14 protein-coding genes and 1 pseudogene are annotated in these 17,379 nt (G+C 35.1%); 10 read left to right on the top strand and 5 right to left on the bottom strand.

The window, feature by feature from the left end; genetic code table 11:
* Positions 1–42: 42 nt before the first annotated feature.
* Both AW165_RS09460 and AW165_RS09455 read right to left on the bottom strand, forming a co-directional pair.
* A complete protein-coding gene (locus AW165_RS09460) occupies positions 43–924 on the bottom strand; it encodes a LysR family transcriptional regulator (RefSeq protein WP_005305071.1) in 882 nt (293 codons plus the stop codon).
* 356 nt (positions 925–1,280) lie between these two features.
* The gene (locus AW165_RS09455; protein WP_060465665.1) at positions 1,281–2,300 is read right to left on the bottom strand and encodes a hypothetical protein; all 1,020 of its coding nucleotides are present in this window, start codon (positions 2,298–2,300) and stop codon (positions 1,281–1,283) included.
* Between the two features lie 1,189 nt (positions 2,301–3,489).
* On the opposite strand from AW165_RS09455, the pseudogene AW165_RS20105 reads away from it, so the two are divergent.
* The 3 genes and pseudogenes from AW165_RS20105 (at position 3,490) to AW165_RS09445 (ending at position 5,888) form a co-directional block, all read left to right on the top strand.
* A pseudogene (locus AW165_RS20105) lies at positions 3,490–3,892 on the top strand (J517_1871 family lipoprotein).
* Positions 3,893–4,451: 559 nt separating this feature from the next.
* Positions 4,452–5,111, top strand: a complete 660-nt coding sequence (locus AW165_RS09450; protein ID WP_060465664.1) for a flagellar biosynthesis protein — start codon at positions 4,452–4,454, stop codon at positions 5,109–5,111.
* Between the two features lie 537 nt (positions 5,112–5,648).
* The gene (locus AW165_RS09445; protein ID WP_228138748.1) at positions 5,649–5,888 is read left to right on the top strand and encodes a hypothetical protein; all 240 of its coding nucleotides are present in this window, start codon (positions 5,649–5,651) and stop codon (positions 5,886–5,888) included.
* A 144-nt stretch (positions 5,889–6,032) separates the two neighbouring features.
* On the opposite strand, the gene AW165_RS19935 is transcribed toward AW165_RS09445, so the two are convergent.
* The gene (locus AW165_RS19935; RefSeq protein WP_060465662.1) at positions 6,033–6,422 is read right to left on the bottom strand and encodes a hypothetical protein; all 390 of its coding nucleotides are present in this window, start codon (positions 6,420–6,422) and stop codon (positions 6,033–6,035) included.
* Positions 6,423–6,572: 150 nt separating this feature from the next.
* On the opposite strand from AW165_RS19935, the gene AW165_RS09435 reads away from it, so the two are divergent.
* The 4 genes from AW165_RS09435 to AW165_RS09420 all read left to right on the top strand — a co-directional run bounded on the left by AW165_RS09435 (position 6,573) and on the right by AW165_RS09420 (position 11,014).
* On the top strand, positions 6,573–6,989 hold the full coding sequence (locus AW165_RS09435; protein ID WP_060465661.1) for a hypothetical protein: 417 nt from the start codon (positions 6,573–6,575) through the stop codon (positions 6,987–6,989).
* Between the two features lie 466 nt (positions 6,990–7,455).
* Positions 7,456–8,880 (top strand): GntP family permease, encoded by a 1,425-nt coding sequence (locus AW165_RS09430; RefSeq protein WP_060465660.1) that lies wholly within the window; start codon positions 7,456–7,458, stop codon positions 8,878–8,880.
* Between the two features lie 33 nt (positions 8,881–8,913).
* Positions 8,914–9,699 carry a 3-hydroxybutyrate dehydrogenase gene (locus AW165_RS09425; protein WP_060465659.1) on the top strand — a complete coding sequence of 262 codons (786 nt, stop codon included), beginning with the start codon at positions 8,914–8,916 and terminating at the stop codon, positions 9,697–9,699.
* 328 nt (positions 9,700–10,027) lie between these two features.
* On the top strand, positions 10,028–11,014 hold the full coding sequence (locus AW165_RS09420; RefSeq protein WP_060465658.1) for an AraC family transcriptional regulator: 987 nt from the start codon (positions 10,028–10,030) through the stop codon (positions 11,012–11,014).
* Positions 11,015–11,084: 70 nt separating this feature from the next.
* Here AW165_RS09420 and AW165_RS09415 read toward each other — a convergent pair whose 3' ends face one another.
* A complete protein-coding gene (locus tag AW165_RS09415; protein ID WP_060465657.1) occupies positions 11,085–12,428 on the bottom strand; it encodes an MFS transporter in 1,344 nt (447 codons plus the stop codon).
* Between the two features lie 16 nt (positions 12,429–12,444).
* Positions 12,445–13,656, bottom strand: coding sequence for an OprD family outer membrane porin (locus AW165_RS09410; RefSeq protein WP_416202407.1), 1,212 nt, complete (start codon positions 13,654–13,656; stop codon positions 12,445–12,447).
* Between the two features lie 368 nt (positions 13,657–14,024).
* On the opposite strand from AW165_RS09410, the gene AW165_RS09405 reads away from it, so the two are divergent.
* From AW165_RS09405 to AW165_RS09395, 3 genes are read left to right on the top strand one after another with little or no spacing between them, the layout of a single operon-like run.
* A complete protein-coding gene (locus AW165_RS09405) occupies positions 14,025–15,275 on the top strand; it encodes a dienelactone hydrolase family protein (RefSeq protein WP_060465655.1) in 1,251 nt (416 codons plus the stop codon).
* Positions 15,276–15,286: 11 nt separating this feature from the next.
* A complete protein-coding gene (locus tag AW165_RS09400; RefSeq protein ID WP_060465654.1) occupies positions 15,287–16,072 on the top strand; it encodes an SDR family oxidoreductase in 786 nt (261 codons plus the stop codon).
* Between the two features lie 43 nt (positions 16,073–16,115).
* Positions 16,116–17,354: a styrene monooxygenase/indole monooxygenase family protein gene (locus tag AW165_RS09395; RefSeq protein WP_060465653.1), complete on the top strand. Its 1,239-nt coding sequence runs from the start codon at positions 16,116–16,118 to the stop codon at positions 17,352–17,354.
* Positions 17,355–17,379 lie beyond the last annotated feature (25 nt).

Raw genomic sequence — 17,379 nt, 5'->3', positions numbered from 1 at the left:
AAGCGTATGCTTAGCTCATCCTAAAAAGCAGTCTTTAATTTTTTAAAATTTATATTGAACCAAAGCCTCAATAAATTGAGTCGAAATATTTGAAATTTCAAAGTTCTTTTTATAAACAATTCCTACAGTCTTATGAATAGATTCATCCTTTAACTCAATGAGTACGTTATGTTCTTTATCAATGTGTTTAGCAAAATGTCTTGGAATTGCACTTACTCCAATTCCATAAGCAACAAAACTTGAAAGTGATGAAATTTGGTGACATTCAACTTTCAAATCGAGCGTTATATTATTTCGCAAACAATTTTGCTCAACTAAATATCGAACAATTGAAGGTTTTTGTAAGGTCACAAATGGATTTGAACAAAGCTCATGCCATGTAATAGAAGACGATTGAGCAAGTGGGTGAGTCTTAGGTAATAAAGCTAAGAAATCTTCTTCAAATAGAGGCTTGAATTCTAAGCCCTCGGTGAGATCAGGTTCAAAGCAGATACCAAGTTCAAAAATACCGTCTTGTACTTTTTCTATAATGGTCTCATTTGGAATATCTTGAATTGAAAAGTTCAGGTTGGGATGAAGTTCTAAAAATTGATGAATCACCTCAGGTAAAATTGCATGAGTCACAAAGGGCATTGAGGCGATACTTAAGGTTCCACGATTGAGCTTAAAACGTTGTTTAACATCATTTTCCATTTCATCCCAGTTGGCGAGTAATTTTTTAGCATAGGGAATCAGGGATTTACCTTCTTGGGTAAGCTCAACGCGACGTGTGTTACGGTTAAACAATTTACCGCCTAACTCTTCTTCTAAACTCTTGATGGTGAGACTTAAAGCAGACTGGCTTAGATGTAGCTCTAAAGATGCATTGGCATAGTTGAGTGTACGCGCAAGTGCTAAAAAAGCTTTTAATTGTTTAAGCGTCATTTCATTCCTTTAGATTGCTCAGTTTACATTGGGGTGAATTACTTCAAATATAGTATATTGATTTAAACAGTCAATTGATGCACGTTCTTACTCAAGCTTTAAAGTAATGTTAATAGCCGTTTGAGGTTTGAAAACCAGAATATTTACGATTTGTTGATGGTTTTATAAAACCAATTAACTATAAGAAAGGCCCGGACTCTTATAAATTTTTTTGATGAGCATATTGGCGATTTTTTACGCTGTTAGGATAATTTTATCAGTTTTATACTGCATTATTACAGTGCAAAGATGTAATAATGCAATTTATATTAAATGACCATATAAGCAACAAAACTAATTTTTGTAATTGGCTCGAATTAATTCGAGCCAATTACAAAATTATTTTTAATTTTTATGTTCTGATTTTTTGTATAATCTGTGCAAAATTTACTTGATTTGAAATTATTCTTTTTATCCTGAGTTATATTGTCTAAATTAATAACTAAATTATTGTTTATAACATTTGTGAAGCAATAGTTTGAATGGCGACTATTCAAATAATCAGAATTGGAAACATTAATACTACCAGATATAATAGGCTTGTTTATTCCATTTATAATTAAACCAAAATAAGATCCATTATCCTCATGATTGTTTAAATTAATTTTAACTTTTTTTGAGGTATTGTTGTATTTAGTTAATGAAATCTGCATTCCATTACCTTTGTTGTTCATAGTTCTTATATTAGTAAAGTTTAAATTATCTAAAAAAGCCTTATTATCATTTGGCTCTATATCAATTCCATTGGCAGGAGATGTCCCTTTTGTATTAGATATTACTAGATCATTGGCATAAAGATTTTTTGCTGAAACAATGGTTAAACCTTGTCTTCGGTTATCATCCATTTTTACATTTTTTAAGGTAATCTGATTATTTGGATTTCCTCTATAATTTGTTCCAAGATAAATAGCATCGCCCCACATCTGGTTAATATTTATATTCGAAATATTAACATTTTGAGAATCCTTAATATCAATTCCCATTCCCCATTCCCCAGATTTTTTTAAATGGGAGTATTTGTCACCTATTAATGTTCCACCAGAAATAGTCACATTTTTTACATCGTGGATTTTAAAAAATTGATAGCTTTTTTCAGCATTAGGTATGGCTATTAACTTAGTCTGTGGATCCAATTTTAATGTAGTATCACTTTTGAGAACTACTGACTTAATGGTATCAATTTTATAGATACCTGCAGGAATACTTACTATTCCACCTTTCATAATGTCTTTATTCAATTGATCAGTAATATCCGTATTCTGCTCATAAGTATCAGCAAAAGATGAAGTATTAACCACAATAAGAAAAAAAGCCATTTTTTTTAAAATCTTATACATTGCAAAATACTAATGTTCTATCTAGAGGAATGCATAGTATTCTAAAATTTTAGAAGAAATATTAAAAATCGATAGGGAAATTGTAAAAAATATTATTTCGTGAAGTGTAGTAGAAATTAGACTATTTAGATCGTCCGCCTTACTTTAGAGTGGTGCATGCATCAGATGGGCCAGCATAGCCCAGAATGATGTTTGAACATAGTTCTAATAATTTTGTAGAGGGAGATGGACTTCTTTTCCAGCTCTTTTTATTTATTGATGGCATGTATACTGTTAGGAACTCAGAAATGTGTTGTAAAGCTGATTTTTAGAGCCGCATCAAGTTTAGTTGGTAGTTTCCATCATTGTGAAATGGAAACTACATGAATAGGGCTATCGCATTTAGGATTGGGCTCGCGTCCGACGGTTCTTAAATTTCATTGCGAAACAAGAAAGCAAAAAAATTGTTAAATTCATCGATCAATATTACTAATCAATCTATTTATTATTTTATAAACTATTACTCAAACAAAAATATTGATTTATATTTAGCTTCTAAAAGTTATACTTAATTTTAAACTCAATATTATCTTAAAAATCTAGATAATGTTATTTTAATTGATAAACTTATTAATACTTTAGATATCCTTGTTTAGAAATTTATTTTTGATACTAGAAATTTACAAGTCAACCTAAGTGCTACTTCGCAAATGTATAACTATATTTTTCTTAAAGAAAATAATTACTCTGGTATCGTAAATAGTGGTTTTATTAACGTATTAGACATAATTAATAAATCAGATGAAGAGGTTATTTAGCACTTTTAAGTACGGCGAGGACCAATAATATTATAAAAGTACTTACTGATAGAACGGTCAGAGTAAGTATTTTTGCAAATCAAAACAGTAAACAAGTTGATTATATAATTACTGATACCAACTATGGCTATCTAAATCGCGTTATGAAAAAAATTAAGAAATATCGGCTTTACCATTGTAATTAACCAAAACTTTTTTGCTAAATCTAATCTAATTTGAAAACCTTGGCTACGGATAATTCAATTTTTTTTAATTGTCCTGCTGGGCTAAGGATATTTGTGAGGTGGCTTTATAAAAAGTAAATTTAATTAATTTTTTCATCAACCACCTTTTTGTGGTTTTTTACTTTCTGAACTGTTAAATTTTACTCATAATTAAAATGGATAATTATTATGCAAAAGATAATTGCACTAAGCTTAGTTTTTTTATTAAGTAGCTGTGTAAGTCCAACCGTTCACATGGCTAATAATAAATTTAACGAAGAGCAGCCTTCCATACCTGTAGTCTCAGGCATAGGGACGATTTCGACCGGTCCAAGCATATCAATCATAAAAAATAGAAGCAGATGGCAATGGAATACTTTGTGACGATACGAGAGGGCACGTTGTATTCAACAAAATTAAGTATACAAATAATATGATCTATATCCAAAATGGTATGACCCTACAAGTTAAGATTCTGAACAAAGATATAATTTCAGCTAGAACAATTTTAAGTGCCTCTAATTCAAATACGCTCTACAAAGCGGATAATGACTTAAAGGTGGCTTCATTAAAGTGTGTCAAAGAATTATAGATACTACTTTCCGTATTTATAATTATATTTTCTCCTCTCTTAGGTTGAACTTAATTTAAATTCCCTAATTCTTAATATAATGAATCCTTTTTTCATGGCATTATTTGGAATAGTGGAACTGACTACTTCAGGTTATATTTTACTGCTAAATTAACTAAAAATAGGTATAAAAATACTCTTTATATCTCAATCATTCTTTCACTTATACTGACGATATTTTCTGTAAGGAAAAATAACGATATTATTGGCATCTTTTCTAGTATTATTACTTTAGTAATAATACTCCAATTGGGTTCTCTTATTCATTATTTAATTCATCATACTAAAAAAACAATTGTTTAATTTCTAACATCTTTCATAGGGGTCAAGATGTGATTAATTACATCTTTTTTTATAAATTGGATGTAGCCTATGTAGAAGAGCCTTTGTCGATGGAACTTTAGTATGGAGTAGCTCTATTAGCTCATCATTAATTAGGATTAGCTGATTATTTCTTTTTTGTGGCATTTAGTAACTATTTTGTTAAATTAAGTGAACTTTATAACAAAAAGTAAAAACCGTGAAGAAAGTATTGGCTACTACTTTAATTGCTTTAAGTTTAGTGGGATGTGCAACTTCAAGAGGTCTAATTGAAATACCCCAAGGCCAAAAACTAAATCAATCTCAAGAAATAGTAGCACAAGGCAAATCGATTATAGTCAATGTTGAAGATGATCGAAAATTTCAAGACAAGCCTGCATCTGCTGATATTCCATCTTTAAAAGGTGAGCAATCTCATGCTACAGCAGAAGAAAAAGCTCGAGCTGTTGCCCGTAAAAGAAATGGTTATGGAAAAGCTTTAGGGGATATCCTTTTAAAGGATGAGACTGTATCGCATTTGGTTGATAAACGTGTTTCTCAAGCATTGCAACAGTTTGGATATAAAGTTCTCGATAATAATACCAATAATGAAGCTAATGCTGATCTGATACTCAATATTAAAATTAATAGATTTTGGTCGTGGTTCCAACCTGGATTTGCTTCAATAAAAATTCATTCTGAAATTGATACCGAGATTTTAGATGCTAAACACCCTAACCGTCCGCCATTTAAAATCTATAGTAAGGTAACTAGATCAGCTCAAGTAGCGAACGAGTCAAAGTGGGTTGAAAATATTGACAACGTGCTCAATGACTACGAAAAGAAACTGATTGTCGAGCTTTCTAAACAAAGTCAGTAACTTTCATTAGGCATTTGATATTTCTTTAAATTAAAAAGCACTTTAGGGTGCTTTTTGTATCTTGGTATTTTAGCCCATAAGCGGTATTAATATGGAGAGAGGTAGAAAAGTGAGCTAAGAATTACAAATAACTTTTGTAATGAATTGTGGTAGATTTTTAATAATTAAGCTTTTGATAATATTTTCGTATACCATTACCTGATTAAAAAATAATTAAAATCTCTAAGGTAAAATTGAATGAATAAGATAGCCGGAATTTTGATAGTTGCTCTTCTTTTTTGTATTTTTGCTAACTGTGAAAGTTTCAAATTATTAAAATTTGATCAAAACACAAGTGCTAAAATTAACAAAACTCTTCCTAAAAACTAATCCATCTAAGGGTAGTTTTTTTATATCTTGAACCTTTAAATTTTATTTTTAATAATAAAGGGTAATTTCACGAGAACAACATTAATTGGAGCTTTATTCTTAACATTTGGAGCCTCAGTAAGTGCCGCATCAAAAATTGAAAAAGAGGAAACAAAAAACTTTTCAACAATGAAGCAGTGCATTGAGTGGTTAGATTCTAAATATCCAAATAGTAAATGGCATGACAACAAAGGTACTTCTTGGAAATTAGAAAATAATAATTCAAATTTTTTATCTGGGTTTACTCATATTCCTAGTGAGGAAAATCAAAAACTTATACATTCGATTGCCATTTATTGCAAATTAAAAGAAACAAGCACCGAAGGCCTATTCTATGAAGGAAAGTATATCGTTATAGAAGCTATTTAAACTCAAATTTTGATTAACTTAACCCACTCATCAAGTGGGTTTCTTATTACCTACAATAAAGGTTGAAACTACGCGAAACTTGCGTATATATAGCTGCTCAAAGCTTTTAGTTATTTAAGCACCTTATATTAGTTAACTCAGCAATTACTTCAGTAAATTTTCCCAACAAAACTCATCTGTGTTATTAGCAAAGTATAGAGCCATTCCAACTACATGGAAAAACAAATAACCTAGCCAAATTGCTTGAGGAGCAACTTTTAAGCCTTCTAATAAAATAGTTGTTGAATAGATTGCTAACAAAAAGGTAAAGAGGATGATGTATGTAGCACTCGCTACAAATTTATATTTTGGTGCTGATTGAGGGATTTTATAACCAATCAAAATTTGCATACCGCAATTTATGATCAATGAAAGTATAGCTACAAGGACTTGTGGCATATTTAGATATGTTAAAGAGAGTTGCGTAATTATGAAAATAATTTGCCACAGTATAAACATCCCCAAAGGATATATTATAAATTTAATCCATATCATGTTTTGTTTTCTTATCAATATCTTACATTGTTATTCTATTGAATAATTTAAATTAAATAAATGCTATTTTTAAAAAATTTAAAGCACTGGCAGGTGGTTTTTAACTTTCTGAGCTGTTAAATTTTACACATTATTAAAATGGATAATTTCATGAAAAAGATTATTTTTTTAGGATTAGTTCTTGGTTTATTTGGGTGTTCAACAGCTCCAGTTGTTTCGAATACAGCGAAACCAATACCTAATGAGAGAGTGTACAATCAGGAATACTTAAAGAAACAGACTCCTGAACAAGCAAAAGTTACATTCTTAAGAGATAAAGGTTTTCTAGGGTCTGGCTGTACTCATGATATTTATGTAAATAACGAAAAAGCATTCTCAATTTGCTCAAACGAAATAGCTACCATTTATCTTGAGCCTAAATATTATATCTTTAGATTAGAAACTGGTGGCGGAATGTGTCCAAATATTGCAACTTCCCAAGAAACAGAAGTCAAATCAGGGGCAGAGATAGAATATCGCATTTTACTTCCATCCGACTTTAATTTAAGACTAACTCGAATGAAATAAGAAAGTAAGATCTTTTATCTAAAGCAAACAAACAATATTAGATTTTAATTAAACCCACTCGTCATTAAGTGGGTTTTTCTTACTTACTAATAGACATTAATCTAAGCCAAGAAAATATTTATCAAATTATTTTAAAAAATATATTATTTAATTATATTTATTAAATAATATGTTGGGTATCAATTTAATTTACTCAACAATTAATAAGTTTTATAAAATAATAATAGCTTTTAAATAATAAAATTTTACCAATAAACCAACTTAAATATTTGTATTATATGTATATTTTAAAATTTAAATAAATTACATTGTTTTTAAATATTTTAGTGATATTTTATTTTTAAGCTCATTTACCTATTACCACACATGGATATTGTGATTTTTATCATTATAGGTTTGGGATAACCTAAATATCTTTTGGTAATTTTATTGAACCTAATATCTATTCTTTAGGGAGAAGGAATATATGTGGGAATTATTTGTAATTCTACTTTCGCTTGGGCTGTTGATGTATACAGCTTACAAGGGTTTTTCAGTCATTCTCATGGCACCAATTTGTGCCTTACTCGCTGTTTTACTCATTAACCCAGCCAATGTCTTACCATTTTATTCGGGTGTATTTATGCCCAAAATGGTGAACTTTATTAAAGATTACTTTCTTGTATTTTTACTCGGGGCAATTTTCGGTAAAGTTGTTGAAATGTCAGGAATTGCTGAGTCTATTGCACGAACCATTGTGAGATGGATTGGAGCAAAAAAAGCAATTTTAACCGTTGTATTGTTAGGTGCAATTTTAACATATAGCGGTGTAAGTTTATTTGTTGCTGTATTTGCCATTTATCCTTTTGCAAATCAGCTTTTTAGACAAGCGAATATTCCAAAACGTTTAATTCCAGGAACCATCGCGCTCGGTGCATTTACATTTACCATGGATGCATTACCGGGTACGCCACAAATTCAAAACGTAATTCCAACTACATTCTTTGGCACCAATATTTATGCTGCACCATTTCTAGGAATTATCGGTGCTATCTTTGTTCTATGCATGGGTTTGGCTTACTTAGAATGGCGCCGCCGTGCAGCTGCAAAAGCTGGTGAGGGATACTCTGGTTTTGGTGTAGACAATACGCAGCCTCAACAAGAAATTGAAGCCGATATGAACTTAAAAAATAACGGAAGTACGGCGCGTCAGTTTTTAGCGTTTGTACCCCTTATTCTTGTTGCCGTAATGAACAAATATTTGTCTAAAGCAATCAAAGAGTGGTATCCAAATGGTTTTGATTTTGCCGCTGTCGGTCTAGCGGATTACACCGTAGATGTTGCAAAAACTGGTGCGATCTGGGCGGTTGGTCTTGCGCTGATTGTAGGGATTATTACTGCAATTTTATTTGATTATCAACGTGTAGTGACGAATTTCAAAGAGGGCATTAATGCCAGTATTGGCGGCTCACTTTTAGCAGTGATGAATACGGCTTCTGAGTATGGTTTCGGTGCAATTATTGCGTCATTACCGGGCTTTGCACTGATTAGCCATGCAATGAGTAGTACCTTCACAAATCCATTAGTCAATGGGGCTGTGACCACAACCGTTTTAGCGGGTATTACCGGTTCAGCTTCTGGTGGTATGAGTATCGCTTTAAGTGCGATGGCTGAACAATATAACGCCGCGATTTTAGCTGCGGGTATTCCACCAGAAGTCATGCACCGTGTGGTTGCGATGGCATCGGGTGGTATGGATACACTTCCGCATAATGGTGCTGTTATTACTTTACTCGCTGTTACTGGGTTAACTCATAAACAGTCGTATAAAGATATTTTTGCAGTCACGATAATTAAAACGTTAGCGGTATTTGTGGTGATTACAGTCTTTACCGTAACGGGTATTGTTTAAATCAGCGCGTTATAAGTATTAAGGAGTAAATAAATGACTAAACTTTTAGACGATAAAGTCGCTTTTATTACAGGTTCTGCAAGTGGTATCGGTCTAGAGATTGCTAAGAAATTTGCTCAAGATGGTGCCAAAGTTGTCATTTCTGATATGAATGCCGAAAAGTGCCAAGAAACAGCGAACTCACTTAAAGAGCAAGGTTTTGATGCATTATCTGCACCATGCGATGTAACTGATGAAGATGCTTATAAACAAGCCATTGAGCTCACTCAAAAGACGTTTGGTACGGTTGATATCTTAATTAATAATGCTGGTTTTCAACATGTTGCACCTATTGAAGAGTTTCCAATTGCTGTTTTTCAAAAGTTAGTTCAGGTCATGTTAACTGGGGCATTTATTGGTATTAAACATGTTCTTCCAATTATGAAAGCTCAAAAATATGGCCGTATCATTAATATGGCCTCTATTAATGGCTTGATTGGTTTCGCTGGAAAGGCAGGTTATAACAGTGCTAAACATGGCGTAATTGGTCTAACAAAAGTTGCGGCATTAGAATGTGCGCGTGATGGCATTACGGTAAATGCTTTATGTCCGGGTTATGTAGATACACCATTGGTTCGTGGTCAAATTGCAGATTTGGCTAAAACCCGTAATGTAAGTTTAGACAGCGCACTTGAAGATGTAATTTTGGCAATGGTTCCTCAAAAGCGTTTGCTCTCTGTTGAAGAAATTGCTGACTATGCGATTTTCCTTGCGAGTAGCAAAGCAGGTGGAGTAACAGGCCAAGCTGTTGTTATGGATGGTGGTTACACCGCTCAATAATTTAAGTATTTTATAAAAGCCGCTTATTTAAAATAGGCGGTTTTTTTTATTCGTTAAAAATTTATGATAGTCTGCTGTTCAAAATAATGATTTATCTCTACTCTATTTGCTTATAAAAAATCTAATAAAATAAGTTTATTAAAGTATGAAATTATACTTTAAAGGTATTTAACTTATTTCCATTTTTAAAATCTAATAGAGTATGAGAAAGTAATCTTTACTCTCTTTCTTGATTCGGTATTTTCAGGAAAATTCGTCAATTAAAGGATATTAATTGGCATACAAGTTGCTTTTTAAGCAATAAGTTATTTAGCTAGGTGAAAAGGATATGATATCACTCAGCCAACAGACGGAACTCAATCATTATTCACGCAAGGCTGAATTTGCGCAGAATCTGATGTCCACAATTTGTGGTGAACACCGTTTAGATACAATTTACAAAGACACTCTCGATTTTCACTATGACGGAATGCGTTTGCCTAATAAAAAAATGGCAATCGGTACAATCAGTTATGGTGCAAACGTTGCCATTAACATCTCAAATTTAAAAGCGTATAGCATTAGTTTGCCGATACAAGGTCGACAAGCTCTCAACATTCGTGGTGCTCATTATCAATCTGATAAAAACAGGGGCCTTATTGTTTCAAATAACGATCAGCAAGATTTGATTATCGATAAAGATTGCAGAAAATTTCAGGTGGTTATTCCTGAGCGAAGTATGCAGATTGTCCTTGCGGACCTACTGAATAAGCCCATAGAGACGCCTATCATTTTTAACCCTGAAATGCATCTGGACTCGGAGCAACTGATTGGTGCATGGTGGAAGAATATTCAAAATTTTTTACAGCTAAAATCGCAATATAGCAATTTTTATGGTTTGCAGATGTTGTCTGAAGACTATGAAAATTTTGTAATTAAAGCCTTACTATTATCTCAAGAAAACAACTACTCTGAAGCCTTAAAGTCACTGTCACATCAAGATGAGCCAGCTTATATCCGTAAGGTTCGTAATTTTATTATTGAACATGCTCATGAAGAAATCTGTGCAGAAGATTTACAGCGTCTGGCTGGGGTTTCAAAATCAAAATTGTATGATGAATTTCAACAATACTATGGCACCAGCCCGATGTCGTATTTAAAAAAATATCGCCTCCAACAAATTTATAAAATCTTGAGCACTACAGGAGCAGATAGAAAGGTTTCTATTTCAAAGCTTGCCTATGACTGGGGCTTCAACCATTTAAGTCGTTTTTCTCAAGAATATCGCGAAGAATTTGGCGAAAATCCAAGTGAGACTAAAGGCAAAATTTTCTAATATTGAATTTTTCCAAATAAAAAAACTGATTTAGTTGCCTAAATCAGTTTTTTTATTTATCGCTTAATATTTATAAACTTTCTTCGAGCTTTAACACTTGTTTGTTTTTAGATTTCTCATAAATCACTTTCAAACTAAGTGCAATAAATGAGATGAAGGTTGGTAATGCAAGAATAAAGAAAATACCGCTTAAGCTTAGGTTAAAAGTGAAAATGAGCGAGCCAAAGAAAGCACCTAAAATTGCGCCGATACGACCAATACCATGCATCCATGAAACACCAACCGCGCGACACACTGCTGGATAGAACATAGCTGCAAGTGGCAGTAATGAAGACTGTGCACCAGCGAGTAAAGCACCAATTAAGAAGATAGTCAGGCCTAATAAGAAAATATTTGAGCTTACTAGACCTGCGACAATGAATAGGGCGAAGGCAATTAGATATGAATATTTAATGACTGTGGTTGGGTTCAGTTTATCCATGTACCATCCCATAATGGTTGCACCAATTACACCACCAAAAGGGAAAATCGCAGCAATTAAACTAAACTGTTGAGTACTAAAACCTGCTGTTTTTAAAATCGTTGGCATCCAGCTTGTTAAAAGATAAAACACCAACAGACTGGTAAAGCAGCAGAGCCAAAGCATGCTTGAACCCCACAGGTATTTTCCTAAAACCAATTTAACCGGATTTTCATCTGAAGCATTTTCTGCTTGAGCTAAAACAAGTTTTACTGGCTCTTGGAAGGAATGTCCTTGAATATTTTCTAAAATACGCTGAGCTTTGTCTTGTTGATGACGTGTAATTAAGTATTGAGTTGATTCAGGTAATTTAAGCAATAAAGCAACCACTAAAATTAGGGGAATGCTTCCGCCAATAATAATCACTTTTGCCCAGCCATAGCTTTCTAATAGATAAGCTGACAACACACCGCCACAAGAAATACCCAGCATAAAACCACAGCCAGCAAGACCTGTAAGGAATGCTTTACGTTTTACAGGCATATATTCAGAGACAATGGTACTGATGTTTGGCATGGCTGCGCCTAAACCAACACCTGTAATAAAGCGATAAATCATTAAGTCTTGAGTTGAATTAGCAAAGCCACACAAAATCGTAAATATGGAAAACAAAAGGCTGGTAAAAACAATAACGCCTTTACGGCCAAATTTATCGGCTAAGGGCCCCGAAATGATTGCACCAATTGACATGCCGACTAAAGCTGCACTTAAAACTGGGGCAAGCTGAGGCTTGGTAATTCCCCAATCATCTAATAATGCTGGGGCAATAAAACCGATAATTCCTGTGTCTAGACCATCACAGAAGAAGACAAAAAAGCCTAGGATAAAAACCATCCATTGTAATGGAGACAGTTTTTCGCGATTGATAATCGTGTTTGCATCTATCGTTTTCATACGTATTCCTTATTCATTAAAATTTTTTGCTGTAATTGACGAAGAAACGGTTTTCAGAGAAATCGTTTCCATGTTTAATGTCGTAATTGATGAAGATGTATTGAAGAGCTAAACCTTTGAGGAGTGGCTGTTGAAGGGCATAATTGACAATAATGTTTGCTTCACTTTCTTTATTTTTTAAGCCATCTGCTGTCTTAAAGTGATCGCCATATACATATTTGAAAGTAGTATTTAAACCAGGCACATAATCTTTAAAGTCATAGCCATAGATGAAGTGATAAGATTTTTCATCTTGTTTGAAGAAACCAGTCGTGTTCCAGTTAATGAAATAAGTTTCAGGCAAGAAACCATCTGGTAATGGGTAAGCAGACTCACCAATAATTTGCTGATAACCCACACCAAAGCTGTGATTTTTTACTTTAAGCGTTTCTAATAACCCTACGTTTTGTGCATCAATGTCAAATAGATTTCCATTATCTTTAGCATTGAAATATTTGAATTTTGAATTAACTGAAAAATTAGCGTTTTTCCATATGTGGTCCATTCCCACATAATGTTTGTTATATAAATCCTCCATATTTCCAAAGTAATATTCACCCTTCAGCGTAGGCGTAAATTGATAGCGAAGATCTATATAGTTAAGGCCGTCGGAGTAACCAGTCACACCTTTTGAAGTAAAAGAAAATCGATGAAAGTCTTCTTCATTTCGCGGTGATACTTTTTCAATACGGCCAATTTCTGCAAAAAGCTTATCGTTTAGCTGACTTTTAAGATTAGTTCCCCAATAAGACGTTAGAAGTTGTCGGCTTGCATCTACAGTGGTTACGGGTAAATCCAGCCATAATTCACCAATGCTGAGTAGTGTCTTGTTATAGCCTAACTTTAAGGTTGCGCCATATTTTAGATAATCAGGTGCTTGGGACTGCGTCGCTTTATCAAAAGGTAATACCGTATCTGCAACATGTTTATCTTGGCTTAAACGAACTGCATATTGTGCTGAAGCATTTGCGCCAATTTGAACCGGGGTTCCACCAATTTCTAACGGCGTATCATGCATATTTGAGTTGTAAAATAGAGAAACTGATTGCGACCAGCTACCTGTATCTTTTACATCCGGATTGTCATAGTTTCTGTCTATATATGCATTTTTTAATGTATATTTCCATTCTTCATCCGCTGAATAAACCTGAGTAGAAAATGCACTACAACATAAAATATTGATGAGCATTAACGTTTTTTGTTGTCCATAAATTGGCCATGGTCGATGCATAAATAAACGCCTTAATTTAGAAAATGACTGGGCTTTTTTTATGTAATCAAACGAATTACATGACTTGATTGAACTATTTTTAGCCAATCGTCACTATCCAATAAGTCCTAATCTTCATCCATTTTTTCCAAATTAGATAAAAAGCATTCATTTCCATTTTTAATTTAAAGTTTTGAAATATAGGTGTTTCTTTGTTTTTAATTTTTTATCCAGTTTGATTGATTTTGATAATTGCGCAGAGATTGGATAGTGCTTGCAGCTTTTGGACAGTCTAAAAAAAAATTCAGATAGAAGATAAAGCCATAACAATGTCAGGAGTTGACACTATGGCTGGTCAAACCATTCAAATTAAAACTGCATCTGGAAAGCAGTTCAGTGCATATCTAGCGACACCAGAAACAGGAAAAGGACCTGGGGTGGTCCTTTGTCAGGAAATCTTTGGGGTGAATGCAGCCATGCGAGAAAAAGCAGAATTTCTTGCAGAAGAAGGCTATACCGTTTTAGTTCCTGATCTATTTTGGCGTGTAGCACCTAATATAGAACTGGGTTATACACCAGATGACTTTCAAAATGCTTTTGAACTTTATCAGCAATATGATGAAAACCTCGGTGTTGAAGATATTCAAGACAGCTTAGCTTTTTTAAAGACACGACCAGAATGTGATACCTCTACAGGTCTCGGCGTAGTGGGCTATTGTTTAGGAGGAAAGCTTGCATATCTTGCAGGCTGTCGACTTTCTGAAGTGGCATGTGCCGTAGGTTATTACGGCGTAGGCATTGAAAAAGCCTTAGATGAGTTAGCCAACGTAAAGGGGCGTTTGGTTTTACATATTGCAGAACTGGACCAATTTACACCGCCAGATGCGAGGCAAGCGATTGTCAATGCAGCCAACCAATATTCAAATGTGCAAGCGTATGTTTATGAAAGTGTTGATCATGCTTTTGCACGCCCAAAAAGCAATCATTATCACAAACCTTCAGCGCGCTTTGCCCACGAGCGTACAGTAACAGCTCTGCATGAAACGATTGGGCCGAAATATGACCTAGTTGCACTATGGGAAGAGCATATTCGGCATGAGTTCGATACGCGTGATGTCCCAGCAACCTTGGCAACGATGGTCGCAGAACCTTATGTCAACCATATTCCAACTTTAACTGGTGGTGTGGGTCAAAGCCAGCTTGCTCGTTTTTATCAATATCACTTTGTTCATCAAAACCCGAAAGATATGAAGATCACTTCGATCTCTCGTACGGTTGGCTCAACGCAAGTGGTAGACGAGTTCATTATGAGCTTTACCCACGACGCTGAAATTGACTGGTTATTACCTGGTGTAAAACCGACTGGTAAATACGTCGAAATTCCAATGTTAGGTGTAATTCAGTTTAGAGGGTCAAAGTTGTGCCATGAGCATATTTACTGGGACCAAGCATCGGTGCTCGTTCAAATTGGTTTATTAGACCCAACAGGCTTGCCAGTTACAGGTGTCGAGACAGCACGAAAACTTCTTGATGAAGATCTTCCTTCCAATACTTTGATGCCATCTTGGTCAAGTAGTGAAGGCAAGCCAGTCAATTAAGGAGTATTGCAATGCATATAGATTTAAAAGGAAAAGTCGCTGTGGTGAGTGGTGGTGCAACACTCATTGGTAAAGCTGTTGTGCAAGCTTTGGTGAGTGCGGGTGCTCATGTTGCTATTTTAGATATTGATGCCAAAGGCAAGGCGATTGCAGAAAGCTTTAACCATGATGTGATGTTTATTCAAACCGATTTAACCAGTGATGTGGCTATTCAACAAGCTGTGGCAGATATTCACCAACATTTAGGTGACGTGAGTTACTTGGTGAATTTGGCATGTACCTACTTAGATGATGGTTTTAAATCTTCACGTCAGGACTGGTTACAAGCACTCGATATTAATTTGGTCTCTACAGTTGAGCTGAGCCGTGCTTTATACCATGACCTAAAAAAGCAGCAAGGTTCAATCGTTAATTTTACTTCCATTTCGGCCAAAGTGGCACAAACAGGGCGCTGGCTATATCCGGTTTCTAAAGCCGCGATACGTCAACTCACACAAAGCATGGCAATGGATTTTGCTGGCGATGGTATTCGCGTCAACTCAGTTTCACCAGGTTGGACATGGTCTCGTGTCATTGCAGAAGTCAGCGGTAATAACCGTGAAAAAGCCGATAGCGTGGCAGCCGATTATCACTTACTAGGCCGATTGGGTCATCCCGAAGAAGTTGCCAATGTTGTTTTGTTTTTATTGTCACCTGCTGCGAGCTTTGTTACCGGAGCAGATTATGCGGTCGATGGTGGCTATTCAGTGATGGGCCCTGAAGGATCACAGGCCGCTATTCCACGTTTAGCCGAATAGCACATCATTTTAAAAACACATTTAGAAAATTATGGAGAATATTATGCGCCGTATTGCAATTGTTGGAGCAGGACAGTCTGGTTTACAGCTTGGTTTAGGCTTATTAGATACAGGCTATGACGTGACAATGATCACCAACCGAACTGCCGATGAAATCCGCCAAGGTAAAGTCATGTCAAGCCAGTGTATGTTTCATACCGCTTTACAAACTGAACGTGACTTGGGACTAAATTTTTGGGAAGAACAATGTCCAGCGGTAGAAGGTATTGGGCTAGCTTTAGTCAATCCTGAAAATGGTGGTAAAGCATTTGAATGGAGTGCTCGTCTTGAGCGTTACGCTCAATCGGTCGATCAACGCGTCAAAATGCCATATTGGATGGAAGAATTTGAACGCCGCGGCGGTCGATTAGTGATTCAAGATGTGGGTATAGAAGAGTTAGAACAACTCGCAAACGACTACGAGCTTGTATTACTCGCGGCTGGTAAAGGTGAAGTCGTTAAACAGTTTGAGCGTGATGATGTACGAAGTATTTTTGATAAGCCTCAACGCGCTTTGGCTTTGACCTACGTCAAAAACATGAAGCCAATTTCACCTTATTCACGTGTGACTTTTAACATTATTCCTGAAGTCGGCGAATACTTTTCATTTCCAGCACTTACCGTTAATGGTCCTTGCGACATCATGGTGTTTGAAGGTATTCCAAACGGTCCAATGGACTGCTGGCAAGATGTCAAAACACCCGAACAGCATCTGCAATGCAGTTTGAATTTACTCAAGAAATTTGTGCCTTGGGAATATGAACGTTGCACAAATGTTGAATTGACCGATGCTGGTGGATATTTAGCAGGGCGTTTCCCGCCGACCGTACGCAAACCCGTTTTAACCTTAGCGTCTGGCAAGAAGATTTTTGGCATGGCAGATGCCTTAGTGGTCAATGATCCGATTACCGGTCAAGGCTCAAACAATGCGGCTAAGTGTAGCAAGATCTATTTCGATGCCATTTTAGCCAATGATAATCAAAGCTTTAGCGAACAATGGATGGTTCAAACTTTTGAACGCTATTGGGCTTATGCAGAAAAAGTCGTGGCTTGGACCAATAGCTTGTTGTTACCACCAGAGCCTCATGTTGTTGATCTATTAGCAGCTGCAAGCCAAAACCAGAGCATTGCTTCAATTATGGCCAATAACTTTGATGACCCGCGCGCTTTTGCTCCTTGGTGGTTTGATGCAGATCAAGCTCAAGCATTCTTGGCTTCAAAAACTGCAGCAAAAGTAGCCTAGGTCATAGTCAAAGGGAGATATGAAA

It is taken from the genome of Acinetobacter sp. LMB-5, assembly GCF_001541635.1.
Classification (GTDB): Bacteria; Pseudomonadota; Gammaproteobacteria; order Pseudomonadales; family Moraxellaceae; genus Acinetobacter; species Acinetobacter pittii.
This window is presented reverse-complemented; position numbering and strand designations above follow the sequence as displayed.

What these genes read in the sequence shown, in the direction of transcription:
- AW165_RS09405 (WP_060465655.1), top strand. Translation starts at nt 14,025, where the DNA reads ATGGCTGGTCAAACCATTCAAATTAAAACTGCATCTGGAAAGCAGTTC.
- AW165_RS09400 (WP_060465654.1), top strand. Translation starts at nt 15,287, where the DNA reads ATGCATATAGATTTAAAAGGAAAAGTCGCTGTGGTGAGTGGTGGTGCA.
- AW165_RS19935 (WP_060465662.1), bottom strand. Translation starts at nt 6,422, where the DNA reads ATGATATGGATTAAATTTATAATATATCCTTTGGGGATGTTTATACTG.
- AW165_RS09410 (WP_416202407.1), bottom strand. Translation starts at nt 13,656, where the DNA reads ATGCTCATCAATATTTTATGTTGTAGTGCATTTTCTACTCAGGTTTAT.
- AW165_RS09430 (WP_060465660.1), top strand. Translation starts at nt 7,456, where the DNA reads ATGTGGGAATTATTTGTAATTCTACTTTCGCTTGGGCTGTTGATGTAT.
- AW165_RS09425 (WP_060465659.1), top strand. Translation starts at nt 8,914, where the DNA reads ATGACTAAACTTTTAGACGATAAAGTCGCTTTTATTACAGGTTCTGCA.
- AW165_RS09460 (WP_005305071.1), bottom strand. Translation starts at nt 924, where the DNA reads ATGACGCTTAAACAATTAAAAGCTTTTTTAGCACTTGCGCGTACACTC.
- AW165_RS09455 (WP_060465665.1), bottom strand. Translation starts at nt 2,300, where the DNA reads ATGTATAAGATTTTAAAAAAAATGGCTTTTTTTCTTATTGTGGTTAAT.
- AW165_RS09395 (WP_060465653.1), top strand. Translation starts at nt 16,116, where the DNA reads ATGCGCCGTATTGCAATTGTTGGAGCAGGACAGTCTGGTTTACAGCTT.
- AW165_RS09445 (WP_228138748.1), top strand. Translation starts at nt 5,649, where the DNA reads ATGAAGCAGTGCATTGAGTGGTTAGATTCTAAATATCCAAATAGTAAA.
- AW165_RS09435 (WP_060465661.1), top strand. Translation starts at nt 6,573, where the DNA reads ATGAAAAAGATTATTTTTTTAGGATTAGTTCTTGGTTTATTTGGGTGT.
- AW165_RS09415 (WP_060465657.1), bottom strand. Translation starts at nt 12,428, where the DNA reads ATGAAAACGATAGATGCAAACACGATTATCAATCGCGAAAAACTGTCT.
- AW165_RS09420 (WP_060465658.1), top strand. Translation starts at nt 10,028, where the DNA reads ATGATATCACTCAGCCAACAGACGGAACTCAATCATTATTCACGCAAG.